The organism is Bradyrhizobium sp. Ai1a-2, from assembly GCF_000426245.1.
GTDB lineage: Bacteria > Pseudomonadota > Alphaproteobacteria > Rhizobiales > Xanthobacteraceae > Bradyrhizobium.
This window is the reverse complement of sequence record NZ_AUEZ01000069.1, coordinates 1-21,783: the sequence shown is the minus strand read 5'-3', so window position 1 is coordinate 21,783 and position 21,783 is coordinate 1. Positions and strand designations below refer to the sequence as shown.

Annotated in this window: 27 protein-coding genes; 9 read left to right on the top strand and 18 right to left on the bottom strand. The window is 63.7% G+C overall.

What is annotated here, in order from left to right:
- The first annotated feature begins 327 nt into the window (after positions 1–327).
- A complete protein-coding gene (locus K288_RS0132700; RefSeq protein ID WP_027583338.1) occupies positions 328–735 on the top strand; it encodes a lipase chaperone in 408 nt (135 codons plus the stop codon).
- A gap of 60 nt (positions 736–795) precedes the next feature.
- On the opposite strand, the gene K288_RS0132695 is transcribed toward K288_RS0132700, so the two are convergent.
- Genes K288_RS0132695 through K288_RS0132685 form a run of 3 tightly spaced genes read right to left on the bottom strand, consistent with a single transcriptional unit; the run spans position 796 to position 2,340 of the window.
- Positions 796–1,608: an isocitrate lyase/phosphoenolpyruvate mutase family protein gene (locus K288_RS0132695; RefSeq protein WP_027583337.1), complete on the bottom strand. Its 813-nt coding sequence runs from the start codon at positions 1,606–1,608 to the stop codon at positions 796–798.
- A 44-nt stretch (positions 1,609–1,652) separates the two neighbouring features.
- Entirely contained in the window at positions 1,653–2,000 is a 348-nt protein-coding gene (locus K288_RS0132690; protein ID WP_027583336.1) for an antibiotic biosynthesis monooxygenase, read from the bottom strand.
- A gap of 34 nt (positions 2,001–2,034) precedes the next feature.
- A complete protein-coding gene (locus tag K288_RS0132685; RefSeq protein WP_027583335.1) occupies positions 2,035–2,340 on the bottom strand; it encodes an NIPSNAP family protein in 306 nt (101 codons plus the stop codon).
- Positions 2,341–2,525: 185 nt separating this feature from the next.
- Here K288_RS0132685 and K288_RS0132675 point away from each other — a divergent pair, with 185 nt between their 5' ends.
- Together K288_RS0132675 and K288_RS54995 are read left to right on the top strand one after the other, a co-directional pair.
- Complete coding sequence (locus tag K288_RS0132675; protein WP_027583334.1) at positions 2,526–3,221, top strand: winged helix-turn-helix domain-containing protein; 696 nt, start codon at positions 2,526–2,528, stop codon at positions 3,219–3,221.
- Between the two features lie 299 nt (positions 3,222–3,520).
- Positions 3,521–3,748, top strand: coding sequence for a hypothetical protein (locus K288_RS54995; protein WP_084799876.1), 228 nt, complete (start codon positions 3,521–3,523; stop codon positions 3,746–3,748).
- Between the two features lie 168 nt (positions 3,749–3,916).
- On the opposite strand, the gene K288_RS54990 is transcribed toward K288_RS54995, so the two are convergent.
- Positions 3,917–4,198: a hypothetical protein gene (locus tag K288_RS54990; protein WP_027583333.1), complete on the bottom strand. Its 282-nt coding sequence runs from the start codon at positions 4,196–4,198 to the stop codon at positions 3,917–3,919.
- Positions 4,199–4,416: 218 nt separating this feature from the next.
- Here K288_RS54990 and K288_RS0132665 point away from each other — a divergent pair, with 218 nt between their 5' ends.
- Positions 4,417–4,878 (top strand): VOC family protein, encoded by a 462-nt coding sequence (locus tag K288_RS0132665; protein ID WP_027583332.1) that lies wholly within the window; start codon positions 4,417–4,419, stop codon positions 4,876–4,878.
- Positions 4,879–4,890: 12 nt separating this feature from the next.
- On the opposite strand, the gene K288_RS0132660 is transcribed toward K288_RS0132665, so the two are convergent.
- Both K288_RS0132660 and K288_RS0132655 read right to left on the bottom strand, forming a co-directional pair.
- On the bottom strand, positions 4,891–5,205 hold the full coding sequence (locus K288_RS0132660; RefSeq protein WP_027583331.1) for a hypothetical protein: 315 nt from the start codon (positions 5,203–5,205) through the stop codon (positions 4,891–4,893).
- A 113-nt stretch (positions 5,206–5,318) separates the two neighbouring features.
- Positions 5,319–6,851 (bottom strand): acyl-CoA carboxylase subunit beta, encoded by a 1,533-nt coding sequence (locus tag K288_RS0132655; protein WP_027583330.1) that lies wholly within the window; start codon positions 6,849–6,851, stop codon positions 5,319–5,321.
- Positions 6,852–6,998: 147 nt separating this feature from the next.
- On the opposite strand from K288_RS0132655, the gene K288_RS0132650 reads away from it, so the two are divergent.
- Complete coding sequence (locus K288_RS0132650; protein ID WP_027583329.1) at positions 6,999–7,409, top strand: DUF4260 domain-containing protein; 411 nt, start codon at positions 6,999–7,001, stop codon at positions 7,407–7,409.
- A gap of 73 nt (positions 7,410–7,482) precedes the next feature.
- Here the strand turns inward: K288_RS0132650 and K288_RS0132645 are convergent, their stop codons facing one another.
- The 8 genes from K288_RS0132645 to K288_RS0132610 form a co-directional block, all read right to left on the bottom strand.
- Complete coding sequence (locus K288_RS0132645) at positions 7,483–8,139, bottom strand: hypothetical protein (RefSeq protein ID WP_027583328.1); 657 nt, start codon at positions 8,137–8,139, stop codon at positions 7,483–7,485.
- An 87-nt stretch (positions 8,140–8,226) separates the two neighbouring features.
- Positions 8,227–9,045 (bottom strand): class D beta-lactamase, encoded by an 819-nt coding sequence (gene blaOXA / locus K288_RS0132640; RefSeq protein WP_027583327.1) that lies wholly within the window; start codon positions 9,043–9,045, stop codon positions 8,227–8,229.
- A gap of 69 nt (positions 9,046–9,114) precedes the next feature.
- Positions 9,115–9,381 (bottom strand): EscU/YscU/HrcU family type III secretion system export apparatus switch protein, encoded by a 267-nt coding sequence (locus K288_RS0132635; protein WP_027583326.1) that lies wholly within the window; start codon positions 9,379–9,381, stop codon positions 9,115–9,117.
- A complete protein-coding gene (locus K288_RS0132630) occupies positions 9,378–10,913 on the bottom strand; it encodes a flagellar hook-length control protein FliK (protein ID WP_027583325.1) in 1,536 nt (511 codons plus the stop codon). Before K288_RS0132630 ends, K288_RS0132635 begins: the two co-directional genes overlap by 4 nt.
- 191 nt (positions 10,914–11,104) lie before the next feature.
- Entirely contained in the window at positions 11,105–11,878 is a 774-nt protein-coding gene (locus K288_RS0132625) for an ATP12 family protein (RefSeq protein WP_027583324.1), read from the bottom strand.
- A 233-nt stretch (positions 11,879–12,111) separates the two neighbouring features.
- Positions 12,112–12,438, bottom strand: a complete 327-nt coding sequence (locus K288_RS0132620; protein WP_027583323.1) for a hypothetical protein — start codon at positions 12,436–12,438, stop codon at positions 12,112–12,114.
- Between the two features lie 39 nt (positions 12,439–12,477).
- Positions 12,478–13,689 (bottom strand): RluA family pseudouridine synthase, encoded by a 1,212-nt coding sequence (locus tag K288_RS0132615; RefSeq protein ID WP_027583322.1) that lies wholly within the window; start codon positions 13,687–13,689, stop codon positions 12,478–12,480.
- Positions 13,686–14,003: a HigA family addiction module antitoxin gene (locus K288_RS0132610; RefSeq protein ID WP_027583321.1), complete on the bottom strand. Its 318-nt coding sequence runs from the start codon at positions 14,001–14,003 to the stop codon at positions 13,686–13,688. Before K288_RS0132610 ends, K288_RS0132615 begins: the two co-directional genes overlap by 4 nt.
- Before the next feature lie 309 nt (positions 14,004–14,312).
- On the opposite strand from K288_RS0132610, the gene K288_RS0132605 reads away from it, so the two are divergent.
- The gene (locus tag K288_RS0132605) at positions 14,313–15,113 is read left to right on the top strand and encodes an LON peptidase substrate-binding domain-containing protein (protein ID WP_027583320.1); all 801 of its coding nucleotides are present in this window, start codon (positions 14,313–14,315) and stop codon (positions 15,111–15,113) included.
- Between the two features lie 21 nt (positions 15,114–15,134).
- Here the strand turns inward: K288_RS0132605 and K288_RS0132600 are convergent, their stop codons facing one another.
- From K288_RS0132600 to K288_RS0132590, 3 genes are all read right to left on the bottom strand, one after another.
- Positions 15,135–16,472: a replication-associated recombination protein A gene (locus tag K288_RS0132600; protein WP_027583319.1), complete on the bottom strand. Its 1,338-nt coding sequence runs from the start codon at positions 16,470–16,472 to the stop codon at positions 15,135–15,137.
- Positions 16,469–17,860, bottom strand: coding sequence for a DegQ family serine endoprotease (locus tag K288_RS0132595; RefSeq protein WP_027583318.1), 1,392 nt, complete (start codon positions 17,858–17,860; stop codon positions 16,469–16,471). Before K288_RS0132595 ends, K288_RS0132600 begins: the two co-directional genes overlap by 4 nt.
- Positions 17,861–17,930: 70 nt before the next feature.
- Entirely contained in the window at positions 17,931–18,308 is a 378-nt protein-coding gene (locus K288_RS0132590) for a helix-turn-helix domain-containing protein (RefSeq protein ID WP_027583317.1), read from the bottom strand.
- Positions 18,309–18,421: 113 nt separating this feature from the next.
- Between K288_RS0132590 and K288_RS0132585 the strand changes: the two genes are divergently transcribed.
- The gene (locus tag K288_RS0132585) at positions 18,422–19,435 is read left to right on the top strand and encodes a zinc-binding alcohol dehydrogenase family protein (protein WP_027583316.1); all 1,014 of its coding nucleotides are present in this window, start codon (positions 18,422–18,424) and stop codon (positions 19,433–19,435) included.
- 215 nt (positions 19,436–19,650) lie between these two features.
- Here the strand turns inward: K288_RS0132585 and K288_RS0132580 are convergent, their stop codons facing one another.
- On the bottom strand, positions 19,651–20,442 hold the full coding sequence (locus tag K288_RS0132580) for an SDR family oxidoreductase (protein ID WP_027583315.1): 792 nt from the start codon (positions 20,440–20,442) through the stop codon (positions 19,651–19,653).
- A 316-nt stretch (positions 20,443–20,758) separates the two neighbouring features.
- On the opposite strand from K288_RS0132580, the gene K288_RS0132575 reads away from it, so the two are divergent.
- A complete protein-coding gene (locus K288_RS0132575) occupies positions 20,759–21,481 on the top strand; it encodes a hypothetical protein (protein ID WP_027583314.1) in 723 nt (240 codons plus the stop codon).
- A gap of 128 nt (positions 21,482–21,609) precedes the next feature.
- A partial coding sequence (locus tag K288_RS51025; protein ID WP_201449757.1) for a sigma-70 region 4 domain-containing protein occupies positions 21,610–21,783 on the top strand: 174 nt, incomplete at its 3' end.

Here is a 21,783-nt window from a genome sequence, read left to right as displayed (position 1 = left end):
CTTTAGAACCAGTCTATGTCGGTTTTCGAAGGCCGCGCAGCACAATTCTGTGCCCCGGCGCCTCGCTTTCGAAGTTCGCAACTTCGTGCCTGGAAAGATCGGGTTTGTTTTCGGTTCGTGCGTCGGAGGGGCGTCGCGCGAAACGCCGTGTGCGCCCGGCAGCCGGCAGCAGGTCGGTGGATGGGCAGGGGGACGGCGTCAGACCGGCGGCGCGATTCTCGCCTACACGCTTTTGTGCAGTGCATTCTTCTCCGGCAAAGCGCGCGGGATCACGGGAACGTCGGGGAGCGCTGGCGAGTTGTAACTTGTGCTAACGGAGGACACCCAATGGCATACCAACCGAATGACCCTGACCGCAGCAATATGACCGAGGACGAGATCCGCCGTCAGGCGCGTCTCAACAATCTGGACAATGAGTTGCAACCGGATCCGGAGCTTGCCGAGGGCCCGGCCAGCGGAGCGAAGATCGCGATGTTCGCGATTGCGATCGCGGTGGTGCTTGGCGCCGTGTTCTATGGCCTGAACAACACGTCCGTTAACCAGGCCGGCACGACGCCGCCATCGCAGAGCGCGCAGAACCAGCCGGCCAAGCCCGCGGCGCCATCGACCATGCCGAAGGCCAACACCGAACCCGGCACGACGACAGGCGCGGCGACCAACCGCCCGACACCGCCGCAGTCGAATCCGACTGGCCAGGAGGTCGACCATTCGGCCAAGCCGGACAGCAACAAGTAACAGGTAGCGACATTATCGCACGGCGGGCATCGAGGTGCCCGCCGTGTCCTTGTTGAACCGCTACTTGAACATCTTGTTGAGCTCGCCGCCGGAAAAGCCGTGGGCGAGCTCGGTGAAGGTCCCCTGCTCCGCCATCTCGCGTGCGGCTTTCATGAAGCCGGCCCAGGCGGCGCGCGCCAGCGAACCGCCGACGCTGATGCGGCGCACGCCGAGATCGGCGGCTTCCTGCAGCGACAGGCCGGAAGCGTTCAGGAGGTTGACCGGTTTGGGATGCACGGCCTTCACGACCGCCGTGATCTCTTCCTTTGTCTTGATGCCGGGCGCATAGAGGCAATCGGCGCCGGCGGCGGAATAGGCTTGCAGCCGCTCGATCACGAGGTTGAGGTCGTTCCGTCCCCACAAAAAGGCTTCGCAGCGGCCGGTGAGCAGGACGCCGCTGCCATCGGCGTCGATCGCCTTGCGCGCGGCCTTGATGCGCTCGACAGCCAGGTCCAAATCGTAGAGCGGCTTTGCCGCATCTCCGGTGGAGTCCTCGATCGAGAGCCCCGCGACACCCGTCCTGACGCCGCGGGCGACGTTGGTTGCGACCTTGTCGGGCTCAACGGCAAAGCCGCCTTCGAAATCGGCGTTGACGGGCAGATCGACGGCGGCGCAAAGCGCCGTCAAATGGTTGACGACATCATCGACCGTGACGCGGTTGTCGGCCTTGCCGATGGTCCAGGCAAAGCCGGCGCTGGTGGAGGCGAGCGCCTTGAAACCGAGTTGCTGCAGCGCGCGGGCGCTGCCCACGTCAAAGGGATTGGGCAGGATGAAGCAGCCGCTTTCGTGCATCTTCCTGAACACAGCGCGCTTCTCGGCAGTCGTTACCGGCATGTTTCTCTCCTTTCGATGATTTGTGATGCTGGACCGATCACGCGCTATCGCTCGTGCAGGGCCCGGCTGTCCGTTGGCGCCTGCGCGCGATCGTTCATGCCGTAGTCGCGGACCACGCTGGCGATCCTGATACGGTAATCCTCAAAGATGACCGCGCGACCCTTCGCCTGCGACCTGCGATGTTCCACCACATTGCGCCAGGCCTCGACGGCGGCTTCATTGCGGAAGAACGATATCGACAGGAACTTCCCTTTCTCAGTCAGGCTTTCGAAGCGCTCCACGGAAATGAAGCCGTCAATGGTCTCCAGGATCGGCCGCAACTCGGCGGCAAGATCGAAATATTGCTGCCGAAGTTCCGGCTTCGGCCAGACCTCGAAGATCACGGCGATCATTGGGACCTCCCTCGTTGCGCGAAGCGATAGCCTACTACGTAACCGGGCGCAAAAAAGTCCGCTCTTCGGCCAGGATGAACTTCTGTTCCTCGGCGAAATGGAAGTTGGCCACGCCTTCGGCGTCCGCACGCAGCCGCGCGCGATAGGCCTCATAGGCGGCGAGGCTTTCAAACGAGATCAGCGCAAAGGCGATGTTGTTGGTACCTTCATGCGGCATGAAGTAGCCGATCAGATCGCCCCCGCATCTGGGAATGATGGTGAGCCAGCGCCTGGAATATTCCTCGAACTGTGCACGCTTGAAGGGATCGAGCTGGTAGCGAATGAACACGGTGATGGTCATGGGTTGCTCCAATGGCCTGCATCATTGCGCGCGAAGGCGGAAGCAACCATCGGTCCGCGCACGCGGAAAAATGCATTGCCTCGCCGTCGCCGGTGCGACGCCTCGCACCGGAGTGACGTCTCGCGATCAGGTTGTGAGGATAATAACGCCTTGCTGGACGTTGATGCTTCGGCTATGATCGAACTATGAAAGCAGGTCCCGACATTGCCATGGTCGCTTCGCTGGTTGGCGACCCCGCGCGCGCCAACATGCTCACCGCGCTGCTGAGCGGCCGTGCGCTTACCGCGAGCGAGCTTGCGCAGGAAGCGGGCATTACGCCGCAGACCGCGAGCTCGCATCTGTCCAAGCTTGAAACTGGCGGGCTGATCGAGCCGGAAAAGCAGGGCCGCCACCGCTACTACCGCCTCACCGGCACCGACGTCGCAGGCGTGCTGGAGGGGCTTGCGGGGCTCGCCGCGCGCGCCGGCCACATGCGCGTGCGCACCGGGCCGAAGGACCCCGCGCTCCGCCGTGCGCGGATCTGCTACGACCATCTCGCCGGCGACCTCGGCGTTCAGATGCTCGACAGCATGAAGAAGCAGCGGCTGATCCGGCAGAGCAAGGACGCGATGGAGCTGACCGGCGAAGGCAAGCGCTTCATAGCGAAGGCGCTGCAGATCGACGCCGACGCGCTCCTCCATCCCCGCCGTCCCGTGTGCAAGGCCTGCCTCGACTGGAGCGAGCGGCGGCATCATCTGGCGGGCACGCTGGGCGCTGCGATCATGGAGCGCTTCACCGAGCTGAAATGGGCGGCGCGCGATTCGACGCCGGGAAGCCGCGTGGTGAATTTTTCACGGAACGGCGAAAAGCGATTTGCAGCGCTGTTCGGGACCGGCGAATAACGGCACGTTCAAGTCCGCCGTAATGGGCGGCGCAATGCGCGAAGAATTCTGAGCTTTGAACGAAGCGCTCTTTCGTCGCCGCGCTGAACGGTGTCGTCATCGCATCGTCATTTGCGCCGGCAAACGCGAGCCCCGGCGGTGGGTTTCTTCACTCCACGGTAGGACATAACCGCTCCGTTCACATCGCGTTCAGCCCCGGAAACTATGCTTCGCGACAAGTGATGCAGCGTCTGCGACACTGCAGCGCGGCGAATCACTGTCGCATTCGCGTGCGGCGAGAACTCAATGGGAGAAAAAGAATGAAGTATGTTCTGGCGGCGGCTGTCGTTGCGGCTGGCATGGTCGCGAGCTTCAGCTCCGCAAACGCGGCGGGTGGTTGCGGCCCCGGCTTCCACCGTGGTCCTTATGGCGGTTGCCGGCCCAACGGCCGCGTCGTCGTGGTGCGGCCCGCGCCGCGGGTCGTGGTGGCGCCTCGCGTCTGCCCTCGCGGTTTCATTTGGCGGGCTGGCCGTTGCCGGCCTTTCTGAACTTTCGTTAGAGCAGTATCGAATGAAGCTCGGCCAACCGGAGTGGCCGAGCAGAGCGGTTAAGTCATAGTGGCCCTGATGGCCAAACAATAATGGGCAGGGACTGCGGCTCGCGGTCCCTGCCCTTTCTTTCGATCAGTGGTAGCGGCTATTCGGAGAGCGAGAACCTCACCAGCGACGCCAGTGCCGACGGTGCCAGTGACGGCGTCGCCAGCCGCGGTGAGGATGCCAGTGGCGACGATGCCAATGCCGACGACGCCACTGCACCTGCTTCGGCTTGATGTGGTCAACTTCATCGCCGGTGGTGACCGCGGGATGGGCGTCCGGACCAGAAGGCCGCCGCGCGTCCTCGCTCAATGGTACCATCGGCGCGGCCTGCGCGGTCGCAGCAAAGGTCACCGCACCTGCGGCAACGCCCAACGCAATCTTGAAAAAGTCGCGGCGTTCCATGACATCGTCCTTTTCTTGTTAAGCATGTGATGCGGGAACAGTGTTGTCGCCGTCAGATGAATGCGCGCTGAACTGCGTGCGTGTGTAGGGCGCGACAAAAAGCTCCGCGCCTCGGCAGTTCCGGATCGCCATGCTCTGCTTTTTTTGCCGGCACGATGCGACCAAAATGGATGCTCGGCGTTAACGAGGGTTACGTCCAACTCCGCGGGGAGAACATCATGGCGGCAAAGGCACGACCGACTCCGGACGGGTTTCATACCGTGACGCCCTATCTCATCGTCGACGGCGCCGGGAAGATCATCAATTTCCTGGAGGAGGCGCTGGGCGCCCGGAAGCACCACGAGCCGACACTGAGACCGGACGGCACAATCATGCACGCCACACTCAGGATCGGCGATTCCATGGTGATGATCGCCGATGCCTCCCAGCACGCCAAGGCCATGCCCGCCATGCTCTATCTTTATGTGCCCGACGTCGACACCGCCTACCGCAACGCCATCAAGGCCGGCGCGACCTCGATCATGGAACCGGCGGACCAGTTCTACGGCGACCGCACCGGCGGCGTGAAGGATGTCGCGGGCAACAGCTGGTTCTTCGGCACGCACATCGAGGACGTCGCGCCAGACGAATTGAAAAAGCGCGCGGCGGAGATGTTCAAGAATCAGGGCAAGGCGGCGTAAGCACGCAGGAAGTTACGCCGCAACCTCCTCCGCCAACACCAGCACCTCCCGCGTGCGGGTGACATCCGGCCAATCGCGGTTGAAGTCGGCGATCAGCCGCTTCATCTCCTCGCCACTGACCGCGCGCTCGAGCGAAGCCTGATCGACGAATTGATACATCGCCAGATGGTGCGACGGATCTGTCAGGCTCCAATGCCGCCACGCTTTCTGCGCGCGGAACGATTTCAGCGCGTCGGGCAAATGCTCACGCGAATACCAGGCGTCGAACGCGGCGCGTTTCGCGGGGTCGGTGACGGTCGCACGGACGATGAAAATCGCAGTGGGCATGTTGCTTCCTCCGGATGCTCTTGTAGGGGCGGATTAGCGAAGCGTAATCCGCCGCAACAGAACCGCAAGGAGAGATAGCGGGTTACGCTTCGCCAACCCGCCCTACGGCATCCTCACAACGGCAGATTGTCGTGCTTCTTTGCGGGGATCTCGACCTTCTTGTCCTTGAGCATCGCGAGAGCCCGCGCGATCCGCCGCCTTGTCGAATGCGGCATGATGACGTCGTCGATGTAGCCGCGCTCGGCGGCGATGAAGGGGGAGAGGAAGCGGTCTTCGTATTCCTTGGTGCGCGCGGCGATCTTGTCGGGGTCGCCGATGTCGGAGCGGAAGATGATCTCGACCGCACCTTTTGCGCCCATCACCGCGATCTGCGCGGTCGGCCAGGCGTAGTTCATGTCGGCGCCGATCTCCTTCGACGCCATGACGTCGAAGGCGCCGCCATAGGCCTTGCGCGTGATGATGGTGACGAGCGGCACCGTGCATTGCGAATAGGCGAACAACAGTTTCGCGCCGTGCTTGATCAGGCCGCCATATTCCTGCGCAGTGCCGGGCAGGAAGCCGGGCACGTCGACGAAGGTCACGATCGGGATGTTGAAGGCATCGCAGAAGCGGACAAAGCGCGCGGCCTTCCGCGACGCATCGCTGTCGAGCACCCCTGCGAGCACCATCGGCTGGTTGGCGACAAAGCCCACCGTGCGGCCGGCGATGCGGCCGAAGCCGGTGACGATGTTCTTGGCGAAGGTCTCGGAGATCTCGAAGAAGTCGCCCTCGTCCACGACCTTCAGGATCAATTCCTTCATGTCGTAGGGCTTGTTCGGATTATCAGGGATCAGCGTGTCCAGGGACATGTCGACCCGGCCGATATCGTCGAAGCTCGGCCATTCCGGCACGCCGTCGGTGTTGTTCGAGGGCAGGAAGTCGATCAGCCGGCGCATCTGCAACAGTGCGTCGACGTCGTTCTCGAACGCGCCGTCGGCGATCGAGGAGCGCGTCGCATGCACCGAGGCGCCGCCGAGCTCTTCGGCGGTGACCACCTCGTTGGTCACGGTCTTCACCACGTCCGGGCCGGTCACGAACATGTAGCTGGTGTTCTTCACCATGAAGATGAAGTCGGTCATGGCCGGAGAATAGACGTCGCCGCCGGCGCAGGGGCCCATGATGACGGAGATCTGCGGGATCACGCCGGAGGCGATGACGTTGCGGCGGAACACGTAGGAATAGCCCGCCAGCGCGGCGACGCCCTCCTGGATGCGCGCGCCGCCGGCGTCATAGAGGCCGATGATCGGCGCCCTCGCCTTCATCGCCATGTCCTGCAGCTTGGTGATCTTCAGCGCATGCGTCTCCGACAGCGAGCCGCCGAACACCGTGAAATCCTTGGCGAAGACGAAGGTCTTGCGGCCGTTGACAGTGCCCCAGCCAGTGACGACGCCGTCGCCGGGAACCTTGGTCTTCTCCATGCCGAATTCAGTCGAGCGGTGCTCGACGAACATGTCGAATTCCTCGAACGAGCCCTTGTCCAGCAGCAGCTCGATGCGCTCCCGCGCCGTCAGCTTGCCGCGGGCGTGCTGCGCCTCGATGCGCTTGATGCCGCCGCCCAGCTTGGCGCCGGCGCGCCGCTCTTCGAGGGTGTCGAGGATATCTTTCATTTGCTTCCGCCCGCATTTAACTAGTGATTGGCTGCTGGAACCCGCGCGGGGTTCTAACACGGCATTTTCTGAACCGGAAACCACCTTCTTGCCCCGAATCCCGGGCACGGGCGGTCCTTGGATCAGCGCAAATTGGGGAGGAAAACCATGGATAACACCACAGCCGAGGCCGGCACGGTCACCGGCGGCGTGCGCACCTTGCTCAGGCTGGAGGGCCTGACGCTGTTTGCGGGCATGACGCTGCTATACGCCGTCTGGGGCGGCTCGTGGTGGGTCTATGCGATCCTGTTCCTGGCACCCGATCTGAGCTTTGCCGGCTATCTGCTCGGCCCCAAGGAAGGTGCGGTGATCTATAACACTGCCCACAGCTACATGGCGCCGATGAGCCTGATGACCGTCGGCTTTGCGACCGCCGAGCCGCTGGTGCTCTCGATCGCAATGATCTGGCTCGCCCATATCGGCATCGACCGCGCGCTCGGCTACGGACTGAAATATCAGGCAGGATTCGGCTTCACCCATATGGGTCGAATCGGAAAGGCCAAATCGCCTCAGGCTTGATATCGCCTCAGATTTGATCATGCGACGGCCGGGAGAATCCCGGCCGCGCACCGTCTTCGTGCCCGCAGCTCCGTCAGTTCTCCCCCACCTTGAACGGCTCCTCCTTGCCGGGCGGCACGGTCTCCTCCGCCATGGCGAGCATCATCGCGACCATGACATAGTTGCCGGCGACCGCGGTCAAATCCACGATCTGCTGATCGTTGAACACCTTCTTCGTCCGTGCATAGGTTTCGTCGGATACCTTCTTGGTCGTGGTCAGCTCAGTGACGAAATCATAGACCGCGGCCTCGTCCTCGGCCATGTTCGACGGTCGCTTGTTGGCCTTGAGCTCAGCGATGATATCGGCCGAGAGGCCGGCCTTGGCCGCGAGCGGTGCATGCGCGAACCATTCGACCTGCGAACGCCATTGCCGGCCAATGATCAGGATTGCGAATTCGTTGAGCTTGGTCGGGACCGAGGTCTGCCAGCGCAGGTAATAGAACAAATCGAACAGGCGTTGACCGAGCACGGGGCTGCGGATCATCGGATTGTAGGGGCCGCCGATGCCGACGCTCGAGACCTTCATGATCTGCTCGCCGAGCGGTCGCTGCTTTTCGTCGAGCTGGTCCATGGTGAGCTGCGGGAAGCGCGGCTGCTTGCTGGTCGCCGGCGCGGCAAACATCGTGGCCGCGAACCAGCCGCCGGCTGCAGCAAGTGTGAGCGACGAGAGCCAGACTGAAGCAGAATGCATGATGTCCTCCGTACGGTTTTTCATTGTACGGAGATGTTAGTCCGGCATTGATTTGCGCACCAGCCAGCGCGGGCGCGCATCAGCCCATCAATACGCCACGATGTCGGCGAGGCACTGCTGCGTCACCGTCATGCGGGCGGCGATGTGGCTCTCGTTCTTGCAGTCCATGTTCATCGCGAACACGGTAACGGAAGTGCCTTTCTCGACCCAGCCGACCAGCCAGCCGAGCGAGGGCTTGCCGACCTCGGCGCCGAGGAGGCCGCTCTTGGCGCGGATAATGGCATCTCCCACCTTCGTCACCGGCAGGATGTCGCGCGTCAATTCCTGGGCGCGTTTGGAGACCGGCAAGGTGCCGCGCCGCAGCCGGTCCACGAAATCGATCTGCTGCACCGGATCGATGCGCAGGTTTCCCGTCAGCCAGAACTGGTCGATGCCGCCGCCGATGTCGCGATTGCCGTATTCGAGCAGATCGAGATATTTCTTCATCCGCTCTTCGCCGATGCGCCGCGCGATCTCCTGATAGACCGGCACGGCGGAAACCGCGATCGCCGAGCGCAGCGTATGGTCCTTGTTCCAGGCCTCGATGCTGCGCGTCACGCCGTCCCACTTGAACACGTCCTTGTCGGGGTCCTCGACCACGCCGGTGTCGAGCGCAATGACCGAATTCGGGATCTTGAAGGTCGAGGCCGGCAATTTGCCCTCGCTGGACCTGCGCTTGTCGCTGGCGATAATCAGGTAGTCGTCGACCTTGTAGGCGACGAAGGTACCCTCGGTGCCGAGCGCGAAGAAGCGCCGCGCCAAATCGTCGCGAAACTCGTTGCGCTGGTAGGACACGTTGGCGAGGCTGCGGGTCGGCAGAACGGACGCGGCGGTGAGAAGACCGAGCGCTTGGCGGCGATTGATCACGGCAAAACCTGGATGGGTTGAGGAGCAGGCAATGATGGATGCCATCGTGATGAAACGATGGCAAGAACCTTACCGTGCGCGGCCCGACAGGCGGAGCACGAAAACCAGCACTTCCGCCACCGCCTTGTAAAGCTCGACGGGAATCTCGTCGCCAAGTTCGACATTGGAGAGCGCGCCCGCCAGAACCTCGTTCTCCTCGATCGGGATGTCGTGGGCTTTTGCGAGCTCGACGATCCTGGCGCCGAGCGCGCCCCTGCCCTTGGCGACCACGGTCGGCGCGCCGCCGTGGTCGTAGTGCAGGGCGACAGCGAGCTGGCTCTTGGTCTCGACGCTCATAGCGCGCGGTCCAGGAAATGGCCGGCGCGAGCCGGCGTTGACTGCGGCGGTGCGCCGTCCTGGATCACGATATCGCCGGGCAGAAGCTCGGCCCGGCTCAGCGCCTGGCTCAACTGCGGGGCACCGGCGCGAAGCTGCGCGGCGGTCGCCGGGCGTTCCGCCCACATCCGCACCGAAGTCTTGTCGCCGATCAGCGAGATCAGCGCATGGACCGGGCCTGCCGGCTCGACATCGAGCGAGAAACGCGCCCGCCAGACGCGCTTGGCCGCTTCGGCCTCAACACCAGCGCCGCCGTCGCGGGAAATCTCGAACTGCGCCATCGCCGTGCCCTGCTGGGTCGCGAACGGGATTTCGAAATGCCAGCGCGGCGACGAGGTGTCGATCTGCTGATGCGCGGGATCGATGCGGTCCGGCAGGGACGCCACCTGCAACAGCGTCTGCCGCGCGAGCGCCGCGTCGGTGTCGCCGAGCAGATGATGAGCGGCAGCGGCCAGCGGCATATCCGGCGCGACCGATGGCGAGGCGACAGGCTGGGCGGTAGGAACGGAACCACGGAACGGCGGTGGCGGCGTGTTGGTGTTGACGGTCACATCGGTGGCGATGTCAGTTGGACGCAAGGAATCGCCGAGTTCCTGCAGCAGCGTCGCGCCGGCGGAGGGGCCGGCGTTTGACGTAGCCCGGCCGATGCCGCCCGGCGTCACGAGATCATCGGCGACCGGGACACGCGCCTGCGGCAGCAGGATTTCCTCGACCTCGATCTCGGATGGCGCGAGATTTTGACTGAGCGCGGGATGTGCCGCGGCCTGTCCCGTGGCGGTGGAAGCCGGCGGCGCGGCATCCGCCGTGCCGAGCGACGACTGCAGGGTCTGCCGCAGCACGATGAGCGCGGCCTTCAGATCGGGGGCGCCCGCAGCCGATGATGCGGTGCCGGCAGCCAGCGACGCCTCGAAGAACAGGCCGGAGCGCTCGAAGCCATTCTTGATATCGCCGCCGTCAAGGCCCTGGTCGAGCCGGGTCTGCTGCGTCAGCACCTGCGCAATCGCCTGCTGCAGCCTTGGCGGAAGGTTGCCCGCGGCGGCCAGCGCGCCGAGATTGGCAAATAGCGGCGCCAGGCTCTGCTGCACCGTCGCCGCATTTTGCGCGGCGCTGGCGACGGCCGCACGCTCCACCGGCGTGAGCACGTTTTTGGGCTGGGCCGCGGTCGAGGGATTGCCGGCGGCATCCAGCAGCGCGTCGGGCGATAGCGACACCGTATCGGCGGTGGCGGCATCGCCCTGCCCGACCATCGCGAGACGGATCCCGTCCTTGGTCTGGGACACCGCGAGCTGCAGCGCCTGCCCCTCCTTCAGGGGCACTTCCGAGAGCACGTCGATCGACAGGCTTGAGATCGCGATCCGTACCAGGTCGGCGGAGAGCACTTTCAGCACCTGCGCATTGATCACGCTGCCCGGCTGCAGCACGAGATCGGGCGTGACGCTGCCCACCTCCTTGGCGGAAAGCACCGGCAGCACGGGATTGACGGTCAGCGCCATGTCGGAGGTTCTCGGCTTGATGGCTAGAGCATGATCCGGAAAAGTGGAAATCCGGTTTTCCGAGAAGATCATGCTCAAACAAAAAGATGAGATCATGATCCGATTTCGTCCAATCGGATCATGATCTCGAGCCTAGCTCCGCGGCCGTAAACCTCCCGTTAACTTAGCGGTGGCGGTTGCCCCAAACGAATTCAGTTCAGCGTCTTCAGAATGCTGGCGGCCGCATCGAAATCGACCAGCCGCGCCGCCCGGCGGGCGGCGACCTCCTCGTCCACGCCCCATTGTTCGATGTTCCAGTCCTCGTCGACATGGGCGGCGGACCAGATCTGCGCTGCGTCCCGAAAACCGCGGGTCAGGGCCAGCGCAAGCAATGCCGAACCGGTGAGCGTCGTCACCACGTGGAGCGCCGCCACCGACCATGGATCGCGCGGAAACGCCTCGCGCGCGGCTCTGATCGCGCTTTCCGGCTGGGCGACGTGCACGATCCCCTCCGCGAGAATGAAGTGCGCGCCGAGGGTATCCGCGGCCCAGAACAGGATCGGATCCCAATGCTCGGCCTCGCGGGCGACCAGCGCCTCCGGGTGACCGGCGCGATAGAACAACAGATCCGAGCCGAGATACTTTGCCGCATCGTCAGCGACCACGTCGACGCGACCAACCACGCCCTCGATCACGCTGTTGGCAAAGCGAGTCAGCGGCATGGTCAGCGGGTCGATCATCTCTCCTTGCGCGTTCCACTCGGCAGCGACGGCGTCCGCGATCGCGCGCGAGGGCACCGTCACCTTTTTTCCGGATGGCGTACGGATCGGCCGGCCGTCGAGCGTCACGGCAAAGCCGCCGTCGTCTTCGGCGATATCGGCCCCCTTGTAGAACCGCTTGCGCTGCGGCGCGCGCACGTTGCGACGCGCCGCCTCCTGCGGATCGAGCGGGGATTGTCCCGCCGCTTCATCGAACAATTCGCGCATGTCTTCGCAAGCTTCCATTGGGGTTTGTCTGCTCGCAGGATAAGTCAGGCGTCGCGGCAAATAAAGCTGACCGGATCAGGAAGATCATTGTGGGCCCGCAGCCGCTCCGCCGCCCCCGTCATTGCGAGCGAAGCGACGCAATCCATTTCGACATTTGCGGAGACGTGGATTGCTTCGTCGCTTCGCTCCTCGCAATGACGGCTGAGAGACTTGCTCTTCGGTCAGTTCCGCCGTCAGTCACGCGCGGCGCAACTGCGCGAATAGGCGGCGCGCTCGGCGGGATCGAGGCCGGCAGCCGCGCCCTCATCGAGGCAGCTTCTGACACGGTCACTGAACGATCGGCGGGTCGACGCTCGAGGACTTGGCAGCGGCTGCAACTGGGATTCCGGCTCTCCGCGCATCATCGGCGTGGTCGGCGCCACGATCTTCGGTGGTGGCGGGGGCGCAGGAGGAGGCGGAAGAAGGTTCGGGTTGCTTCCGGGCGTTATGAACTGCGCCGATGCAGCGGGCGCTGCGAGCACCAAGGCCAGGATGACGAGCATACGCGCTGAGTGTTTCATGGGTCATATGTCGGGATGGCCCGCCGAAAGCGCAACAAATTATTCTTCAGGGGCGTTCTCGATCGGGTCGAACCGGCTGGTGTCGAGCCCAAGCAGGTTCCAGGATTGCTGCATGTGCGGCGGCAGCGGCGCGCTGACGTCGATCACGCCGCCGCGCGGATGCGGGATCACGATGCGCCGCGCGAGCAGATGCAGCCTGTTCTGCAATCCGCCCGGAAGTTCCCAATTCTCGCGATTGAAATATTTGGGATCGCCCACGATGGCGTGATCGATATGCGCCATATGTGCGCGCAACTGATGGGTGCGCCCCGTGACCGGCTTCAGCGATACCCACGCCAGCTTCTGCGCCGCGGTTTCGACCACGGCGTAATAGGTCACGGCGTGGCTTGCGCCCTCGTCGCCATGGGCGGCGATCCGCATGATCGTGTCGTCCTCGCCCTCCTCTTTCGCTAGATAGGTCGAGATCCGGCCCTGCTTCGGCTTCGGCACGCCGACCACCAGCGCCCAATAGATCTTGCGCGCCGAGCGCGAGCGAAACGCGCCGGTGAGATGGGTCGCGGCAAAGCGGGTCTTTGCGACCAGGAGGCAGCCCGAGGTTTCCTTGTCGATCCGGTGCACCAGGCGCGGCTTCTGTCCCCTGGCGTCGCGCATCACTTCCAGCATCTGGTCGACATGGCGCGTGGTGCCGGAGCCGCCCTGCACGGCAAGCCCGGCGGGCTTGTTCAGCACCAGCACGTCGGCGTCCTCGAACAGCGTCATCTCCTTCAGCGCGGCGAGCGTCTTGCTCTGCGCTTCCGACAGCACGCCCGCGGCTTTCGGCGTGTCCAAGCGCAACGGCGGAATCCGCACGCTCTGCCCTTCCGAGAGCCGATCCTTGCTGTCGGCCCGCTTGCCGTCGACCCGCAGTTCGCCTTTGCGGACGATGCGCTGGATGTGGGAGAACGACAGCCCCGGAAACCGCGCTTCAAGGAAGCGGTCGACGCGCATGTTGTCCTCGTCCGCGGTGACCTTGACCGTCTGGACCTTGGTCGGCAGCGGCAATTCGGCGGCAGCCTCGACCGGCGCTGCCGGCGCCAGCTTCTCCCGCCGTGGCTCGGCAAAACGCGGTGGCTTGCCGTGCGGGCGATGCGCGGGCGGCCGCTCGCTCTGCACGCGGTCCTTGTCCTGCCGGCTGCGATCATGACGTGCGTTCTTTGGACGCTCGGCGCGGGCACCAGATTTTGGCAGCGCTCTTTTGATGCGGCGGCTCATGCGATTTTTCCAAGCTTTCGAGACGTCGGCCGCCCGGCCCGGCGCGGCAATGCTGCGATCTGGGGACCAATCTCGCTTTCGGCGACACGCAACTCGTAGGTTTGCTGCAGGTTCATCCAGAACTCCGGACTGCTCCCAAACCAGTGGCCGAGGCGTAGCGCCGTGTCGGCCGTAATGCCGCGCTGGCCATGAATAATGCCCGTTATCCGGTTCACCGGCACATCGATCTGACGCGACAGCTCCGCGGCGCTGATGCCAAGCTCACGCAATTCTTCCGCAAGATGTTCGCCGGGATGGACAGGAGTACGAGGCACGATATTTCCAACTGAGACGGGCTCGATTCTGGAGCGGCGATAACAGCATTTACGACTTACGTAAACAGTAAACCCGTCGTGATCAGGGCGACCGCAAGCATTCTGTCGGATGCGGCTCGCCGCTCGCAGAAGTTGACAGTGCCTCTGCCCCCATGCATATTTTCCGCGGGTGGATACGACCCGCTGCTTGCAGCCCGAACAGGGTATGGTGAACGTATCGAGCCGCTTCCGGCCTCCTTTGCCCCGGCGAACGAGTCAGCAACGCAAGCACCTGACGATTTCTCGTTCGCTTACAGCAGAGGACCATCCATGCGGGATTTCCGCGATGCCAAGGCCATGGCGCAGACGCTGCGCGATGCGCTCAAAGCCAAATCGATTTCCGTCAGCTACAGCGAGAGCCTTGAACTGGTCGCCAGGACCCTGGGCTTTCACGACTGGAACGTGCTGTCGGCAGCCATCCAGTCAAGCCAGCCGGTTGCTGCGCCGGCCAACAACTTCCCAGCCCCGTCATTCAGCGGCGGCACCGTGATCCCCGTCGCGCCGATGCGGGACATCGTGTTCTTCCCACAGTTGATCACTCCGATTTTCGTCGGCCGCGAGAAGACGCGGCGCGCGATCGACAGCGCGGCCGCCAATGACGGGCGCATCGTCGTGATTACCCAGCGACGAGCCGAAGACGACGACCCGGATTTCGAAGCGCTTTACTCGATCGGCGTCGTCGCCGATATCATGAACCGCGTCGAGTTGCCGAACGGAAACCAGAGGGTAAGGGTTTCCTGCGGCAAGCGCGTCGCCGTGCTCAGGCCGGTGGAGGCCGACTTCCTTGCGGCCGAGGTCGTGCCGATCGAGGAGCTACGTGCGCTCGACACGGAGGCCTTCGCGCTGACGCGCGAAGTCTTCGAGGCGTACCGCAGCTCCACCAACACGGTGCCCCCGCAATCGCTCTATCGCTATGCAGGCGAGCCCGGCGTGCTTGCCGATGTCGTGGTCCAGCTCCTGGAGGTCGGCATCGAAAAAATGCAGCAGGTTCTGGAAATCCAGGACGTGGTCCGAAGGCTCGAAACCATCCTCGGCTGGATGCGTGCCGGCGCGCCTGCCAAGGCGAGCTAGGGATTTGAGAGTTGGGGCGGCCTACGTCTCGCCCCGCTCCTTCCTCAGTCTTGCCCAATAGTCCAGCCGCTTGCGGATTTCGCGCTCGAAGCCTCGGTCGGGCGGATCGTAAAAGGTCTGGCGGCCCAGGGCTTCCGGAAAGTAGTCCTGCCCGGAGAAGGCGTCGGGCGCGTCGTGGTCGTACTGGTAGCCGGAGCCGTAGCCTTCCGACTTCATCAATTTGGTCGGCGAGTTCAGGATATGCTTGGGCGGCAGCAGCGAGCCGCCCTGCTTGGCCACCTGCTTCGCCGCTCCGAACGCGGTGTACACGGCGTTCGATTTCGGTGCGGTGGCGACATAGACCACGGCCTGCGCGATCGCGAGTTCGCCCTCGGGCGAGCCGAGAAAGTCGTAGGCGTCCTTGGCGGCATTGGCGATCACCAGCGCCTGCGGATCGGCAAGGCCGATATCCTCGACCGCCATGCGCACGACGCGCCGCGCCAGAAACAGCGGATCCTCCCCGGCATCGAGCATGCGCGCGAAATAATACAGCGCGGCATCCGGATCGGAGCCGCGCACCGATTTATGCAGCGCCGAGATCAGGTTGTAATGGCCGTCGGCGGACTTGTCGTAGATCGGCGCGCGGCGCTGTAGTATCTCCTGCAACTGGGCGGACGTGAAAACCTCGTCCTTGCGGGCAGAACGCCAGACCTCTTCGGCCAGCGTCAGCGCTGCGCGGCCATCGCCATCGGCCATCCGCACCAGCACGGCGCGCGCATCCGCATCCAGCGGCAGCTTCCTGCCCTCGACCTCTTCGGCATGGGCGTAGAGCTTTTCGATCGCTTCGGCGTCGAGCGAATGGAACACCAGCACGCGCGCCCGCGACAGGAGCGCGGCGTTGAGTTCGAAGGACGGATTCTCGGTAGTGGCGCCGACCAGCACCACCGTGCCGTCTTCCATCACGGGCAGGAAAGAATCCTGCTGCGCGCGGTTGAAGCGATGGACCTCGTCGACGAACAACAGCGTTCCCTTGCCGGTCTCGCGCCGTGCACGCGCCGCGTCGAATGCCTTCTTCAGGTCGGCGACGCCGGAAAACACCGCGGAAATCTGCTCGAAATGCAGCTCGGTCGCGTCGGCCAGAAGCCGCGCCACCGTGGTCTTGCCGGTGCCCGGCGGGCCCCAGAAGACCAGCGAGCCCAGTGTGCGCGTCTCCAGCATGCGCGTCAGCGCGCCGTCGGGACCGAGGATGTGGTCCTGGCCGACGACATCGGAAAGTTTTCGCGGACGCAGCCGGTCGGGGAGCGGATGCGGCGCATCCTGCTCCATCCCTGCCGCGGCAAACAGGTTGGTGGTGGGTTCGTGCTGGCGCTTCGCGCTCATCCGCCGAGCGTCACGTTGATCTGCTGGCCACCGCGCACCAGCGTGATCCGCCATATCCGCGACGCCGCTTTCGAGGCCTTGTCGAGATCGCTGGTGCGCGCGATCTTCTGGTTGTTGACGGCCAGGATGATGTCGCCCTTCTGAAAGCCGACATTAGCGGCCGTACCGTCATCGGTGAGATCGGTGACCACGACGCCTTCGACCCCGGCATCGAGATGCAATTCGTCGGCGAGCGCCGGCGAGATGTTGGCCACCTTGGCGCCCTGGAACGGCGAGCGCGCCGTCAGCACGATCTCGTCACGCCCGGTATCGGGGGCGGTTTCCAGCGGCACCGTGAGCTTGATGGTCTTGCCGCCACGCTGCACATCGATCTGGGCGGTGCCGCCGAGCGGACGGGTCGCAAAACGGTAGTCGAAGGCGTTGGGATCATCGATGGTCTGGCCATCGATCGCAACGATCAGGTCGGACAGTTTCAGCCCCGCATGTGCCGCCGGGCTGTTCGGTGCGACGTTCGCGACCAGCGCGCCGTTTGGCAGCTTCAGTCCGAGCGTCTCGGCGATATCAGGTGTCACCGCTTGCAGCCGCGCGCCAAGCCATGGCCGCTTCACCGCCTTGCCGCCGCTCTTGGCGGACGCCACCACCACGCGCACCATGTTGGCGGGGATCGCAAAGCCGATGCCCTGCGAACCGCCGGAGCGCGAGAAGATCGCGGTATTGATGCCGGCGAGCCGCCCGGTCATGTCGACCAGCGCGCCGCCGGAATTGCCGGGATTGATCGCGGCATCGGTCTGGATGAAGAACTGGTAATCGGTGATGCCGACTTGCGTGCGCGCGAGCGCCGAGATGATGCCATGCGTCACGGTCTGGCCAACGCCGAAGGGATTGCCAATCGCGAGCACGACATCGCCGACCAGGAGTTCGTCGGAATTGGCGAAATCAAGCGTCGGGAATTTCTCTTTCGCGTCCTTCACGCGCAGCACCGCGAGGTCGGTGCGGCTATCCTTGAGCACGATCTCCGCTTCGAACTCGCGCTTGTCGGAGAGCGAGATCTTCACCTGGTCGGCGCCCTCGATGACGTGGTTGTTGGTGACGACGAGGCCGGAGGGATCGACCATCACGCCGGAGCCGAGCGAGCGTTGCATCTGTTCGGGCTGGCCGGGCACGCCGAAGAAGCGGCGGAAGATCGGGTCATCCAGGAACGGGTTACGGACCTGCACCGTCTTGGCAGCGTAGACGTTGACGACCGCGGGCTGCACGCGCTGCACGATCGGCGCGTAGGACATTTTCAGCTCGGCCGGCGAGGACGGCACGCGCCGGTCCTGCGCCAGCGCCGGCATCGCGGCGGCGGCTGAAATCAACAACACGGCGGCTAAGCGAATCAGCGTCATGCAAAAATCCCGGGAATTCGTTGTCTTGATATAGGCGCGAGCCCGCGGCGAGAGAAGCGAGTTGCTCGCTTCAGGCGGCGGTCTGCGCCACTTCGATGGGGTCAGGCAGGGGCGCGCAGGAGAGTTGCGCCCGGTGGGTCTCACCCCACTGCTTCAGGATCTCGATCACCGGCCGCAGGCTCTCGCCGATTTCGGACACGGTGTACTCGACCCGCGGCGGCACCTCGGCATAGACCTTGCGGATAACGAGCTTGTCCTCCTCGAGCGCGCGGAGCTGCTTGGTCAGCATCCGCTGGGTGATGCCGGGCATCCGCCGCCGCAACTCGCCGAAGCGCTGGGTGCCTGACAAGAGATGGAACAGGATCACACCCTTCCATTTGCCATCGATCAGGTCGAGCGTCGCCTCGACCGCGCAGCCTGGCCGATGGCCAAAATTCCGCCGTTTCATAGGGGCTTTTCCCAATAGTATCCAAACAGGGACTAGTTCCCTGAATTTACCGTACTTGCCATCTGGGCGCCAGCGCGACAGTTAACCCGCAATGCCAGACAAGGGAGAAGGCAATGAAGGCCGTCGGATACAAGAAATCCCTGCCGATCGAGGACGCGGAATCGCTGCTCGATTTCGAAGCCGCCAAACCAGAGCCCAAGGGGCGCGACATCAGGGTCGCCGTCAAGGCGATCTCCGCCAATCCCGTCGACTACAAGGTGCGCAAGCGCGCCGCCCCGCCCGAGGGCGAGGTCAAGATCTTGGGCTTCGACGCGGCCGGCGTGGTCGACGCCGTCGGGCCCGACGTCAGCCTGTTCAAGCCCGGCGATGAGGTCTTCTATGCGGGTTCAATCCTGCGCCAGGGCACCAATTCGGAATTCCACCTGGTCGACGAGCGGATCGTCGGCGCGAAGCCGAAGACACTGTCGTTCGCGCAGGCCGCCGCCCTGCCCCTCACCTCGATCACGGCCTGGGAATTGCTGTTCGACCGGCTCGGCGCCGTGCCGGGCAAGAGCCTCGATCCCCGCACGCTCCTGATCGTCGGCGGCGCCGGCGGCGTCGGCTCGATCCTGATCCAGCTCGCGCGGCGGCTGACCGGTTTGACGGTGGTCGCGACCGCGACGCGGCCGGAGTCGCAGAAGTGGTGCCTCGAACTCGGTGCACATGCCGTGATCGATCACAGCAAGCCGATGAAGGAGCAGATCGAGAAATTGAAGCTGCCGCCAGTCGGCCTCGTCGCCAGCCTCACATTCACCGACCAGCACTACAAGGCGATCGCCGACTTCATGGCGCCGCAGGGCAAGTTCGGCCTGATCGACGATCCGCCGGAATTGACCATGAGCGTGTTCAAGGGCAAGGCGATCTCGGTGCACTGGGAGTCGATGTTCACGCGCTCCTCATTCCAGACGCCGGACATGATCGCGCAGCATCACCTGCTGAACGATGTTGCCGACCTCATCGACAAGGGCGTGCTGCGCACCACGGTCGCCGAAACATTCGGCACCATCAACGCGGCCAATCTGAAGCGCGCGCATGCACTGCTCGAGAGCGGCAAGTCGCGCGGCAAGATCGTGCTGGAGGGGTGGTAGCCGCGATCGCGTAGGGTGGGCAAAGCGCAGCGTGCCCACCATCTAACGCCGTGCTCGTAAGGGTGGGCACGCTGCGCTTTGCCCACCCAACAACTTGCACTCGCATCCTCTCCGTCGTCATTGCGAGGAGCGACAGCGACGAAGCAATCCATGCCTCAGCGAGCGGTGCTATGGATTGTTTCGCTTGCGCTCGCAATGACGGAGCGAGAGGCGCCTCAGATGGTGTTGATGATCCCGCCTTCGGCGCGGAGCGCGGCGCCATTGGTGGCGGAAGCCTCTTTCGAAGCAACATAGACCACCATGTTGGCGATCTCGTCGACGCTGGCGAAGCGCTGCAGGAGCGATGTCGGGCGGTGCTGCTTGACGAAGTTCGCGATCGCCTCGTCCTCCGGCTCTCCGTTCTGCCTGGCGAGATCCTTGACGAAGGTCTGCACGCCTTCCGACAGGGTCGGGCCCGGCATCACCGAATTGACGGTGACCGCAGTGCCGCGAGTTAGCTCGGCGAGCCCGCGCGAGATCGAAAGCTGCGCGGTCTTGGTCATGCCGTATTGAATCATTTCCCTCGGAATAACGAGCGCGGACTCGGAGGCGATGAAGACGATGCGGCCCCAGTTGCGCTTCAGCATGCCCTGCATGTAGCCGCGCGACAGCCGCACGCCCGACATCACGTTGATCTCGAAGAAGCGAGTCCAGTCTTCGTCCGGAATCTCGAAGAAGTTCTTCGGCTCGAAGATGCCGGTATTGTTGATGAGGATATCAACATCGGGCTGTGCCGATAGCAGCGCCTTGCATCCACTGGCCGTGGAGACGTCGGCGGCGATGCCGCGCACCTTGGCGCCTGCGACCGCCTTCTGAATCGCCGCGACGGCGGCATCGATCTTCGGCTGGCTGCGGCCGTTGACGATTACCTCCGCGCCGGTCGCTGCAAGGCCGCGGGCAATGGCGAGGCCGATGCCGGCGGTCGAGCCGGTGACGAGTGCGGTTTTTCCGGAAAGATCAATCTTCATGGGTGCCCTCCACAGCAATGATGACAGATATATGGTCCGAAAGAACGCAATCACCACTCACTGATCCGTGAGAATGCGCCAGCAGATATCGCCTGTCCACGCCATTCGCGAGCAAACGGAAATCATCGCGCCGAACATTCATCGTTCCGTCATATGCTCACACGTTTCATTTTGTTCTTCGTCATTTCACAGATTCTCAACTGACGCTCACTAGGTAGCTCGCACGCGGCTCAGGCGATGGTGAAAGCCACTTCCTCCGCGACATGATGCTCTTTGCGTCAGGCGCTCTCGATCTCTACAGGAATGCAGGACCAGAATGTTTTTGACTTCCACAATCCAGAAACTCGGTCCGAAGATCCTGCGACGGCTCCGCCCAAGCCTGAAGACTCAGATCGCGATGCTCGGAATAGGCGGTGTGTTGGTCATCAGTGCAACCTGCCTCGGCGGCCTCTACTACGCGGCGCGGTTGCAGCGTGAGTCGGACGACACCGCGCGGTTCAGGGCCCAGCTCTCTTCTCTCTCGGAAGGGTTTCTCGAATCGCAGCAGATAACCACGCGTTTCCTTCGTACCCGCAATGAAGCGCTGGTCAAACTGCATGCTGACCGCATCCAGCAGGAGCTTGCCGAACTCGACAAGATCGAGGCATTCGCCGCGACCGCGCCGGAAGGCGACCCTATCAGGCAAGCGGGTTCGCTGCGGAGCGGCATCAATCTTTACGCGACCAGGTTCCAGAACATTGTCGGCGCGCAACGCATCCTCGGCTTGAGCGAGAGCGACGGGCTGCAAGGCAAGCTGCGCGGCGCGGTCCAACAGATCGAATCGCGACTGGCACAGCTCGACCAGCCGCAGCTAAGCATCCTGATGCTGACGATGCGTCGCCACGAGAAGGATTTCATCCTTCGTGGAGAAGAGAAGTTCGGCGATCAGCTCAACGAACGCGAGGCCGATTTCGAGACGGCGCTTGCGCAATCCGGACTCGCAGCCGACGCCAAGTGCATGTTTCGCGGGATCGTGAGCACGGATTTCAGAGCATCGTGAGCAGAGATTTCAGACGATCGTGAGCATGGATTTCGCGGGATCGTGAGCAATTTTTGAATGGCTCAGCCCGCTTCGGCCGACAACTCAACCGGCTTAGGAACTGCCTCGTCAGTGAACGAGGAAGGCCGATGCCCACCCAGAGATTGTCGATGCGCCGGATCAAAGAGGTTCTCCGCTTAAAACATGTTCAAGGCTTGCCGGAGCGAGCCATCGCGCGCACCCTGGGCATCAGCAACGGTGCCGTACACAGCTATCTGCGCCGAGCCGGGGCTGCCGGGCTGAACTGGCCGTTGCCGACGGGA

Coding starts and splice junctions, on each gene's coding strand:
- K288_RS0132700 (WP_027583338.1), top strand. CDS start 328: ATGGCATACCAACCGAATGACCCTGACCGCAGCAATATGACCGAGGAC.
- K288_RS0132695 (WP_027583337.1), bottom strand. CDS start 1,608: ATGCCGGTAACGACTGCCGAGAAGCGCGCTGTGTTCAGGAAGATGCAC.
- K288_RS0132690 (WP_027583336.1), bottom strand. CDS start 2,000: ATGATCGCCGTGATCTTCGAGGTCTGGCCGAAGCCGGAACTTCGGCAG.
- K288_RS0132685 (WP_027583335.1), bottom strand. CDS start 2,340: ATGACCATCACCGTGTTCATTCGCTACCAGCTCGATCCCTTCAAGCGT.
- K288_RS0132675 (WP_027583334.1), top strand. CDS start 2,526: ATGAAAGCAGGTCCCGACATTGCCATGGTCGCTTCGCTGGTTGGCGAC.
- K288_RS54995 (WP_084799876.1), top strand. CDS start 3,521: ATGAAGTATGTTCTGGCGGCGGCTGTCGTTGCGGCTGGCATGGTCGCG.
- K288_RS54990 (WP_027583333.1), bottom strand. CDS start 4,198: ATGGAACGCCGCGACTTTTTCAAGATTGCGTTGGGCGTTGCCGCAGGT.
- K288_RS0132665 (WP_027583332.1), top strand. CDS start 4,417: ATGGCGGCAAAGGCACGACCGACTCCGGACGGGTTTCATACCGTGACG.
- K288_RS0132660 (WP_027583331.1), bottom strand. CDS start 5,205: ATGCCCACTGCGATTTTCATCGTCCGTGCGACCGTCACCGACCCCGCG.
- K288_RS0132655 (WP_027583330.1), bottom strand. CDS start 6,851: ATGAAAGATATCCTCGACACCCTCGAAGAGCGGCGCGCCGGCGCCAAG.
- K288_RS0132650 (WP_027583329.1), top strand. CDS start 6,999: ATGGATAACACCACAGCCGAGGCCGGCACGGTCACCGGCGGCGTGCGC.
- K288_RS0132645 (WP_027583328.1), bottom strand. CDS start 8,139: ATGCATTCTGCTTCAGTCTGGCTCTCGTCGCTCACACTTGCTGCAGCC.
- K288_RS0132635 (WP_027583326.1), bottom strand. CDS start 9,381: ATGAGCGTCGAGACCAAGAGCCAGCTCGCTGTCGCCCTGCACTACGAC.
- K288_RS0132630 (WP_027583325.1), bottom strand. CDS start 10,913: ATGGCGCTGACCGTCAATCCCGTGCTGCCGGTGCTTTCCGCCAAGGAG.
- K288_RS0132625 (WP_027583324.1), bottom strand. CDS start 11,878: ATGCGCGAATTGTTCGATGAAGCGGCGGGACAATCCCCGCTCGATCCG.
- K288_RS0132620 (WP_027583323.1), bottom strand. CDS start 12,438: ATGAAACACTCAGCGCGTATGCTCGTCATCCTGGCCTTGGTGCTCGCA.
- K288_RS0132615 (WP_027583322.1), bottom strand. CDS start 13,689: ATGAGCCGCCGCATCAAAAGAGCGCTGCCAAAATCTGGTGCCCGCGCC.
- K288_RS0132605 (WP_027583320.1), top strand. CDS start 14,313: ATGCGGGATTTCCGCGATGCCAAGGCCATGGCGCAGACGCTGCGCGAT.
- K288_RS0132600 (WP_027583319.1), bottom strand. CDS start 16,472: ATGAGCGCGAAGCGCCAGCACGAACCCACCACCAACCTGTTTGCCGCG.
- K288_RS0132595 (WP_027583318.1), bottom strand. CDS start 17,860: ATGACGCTGATTCGCTTAGCCGCCGTGTTGTTGATTTCAGCCGCCGCC.
- K288_RS0132590 (WP_027583317.1), bottom strand. CDS start 18,308: ATGAAACGGCGGAATTTTGGCCATCGGCCAGGCTGCGCGGTCGAGGCG.
- K288_RS0132585 (WP_027583316.1), top strand. CDS start 18,422: ATGAAGGCCGTCGGATACAAGAAATCCCTGCCGATCGAGGACGCGGAA.
- K288_RS0132580 (WP_027583315.1), bottom strand. CDS start 20,442: ATGAAGATTGATCTTTCCGGAAAAACCGCACTCGTCACCGGCTCGACC.
- K288_RS0132575 (WP_027583314.1), top strand. CDS start 20,759: ATGTTTTTGACTTCCACAATCCAGAAACTCGGTCCGAAGATCCTGCGA.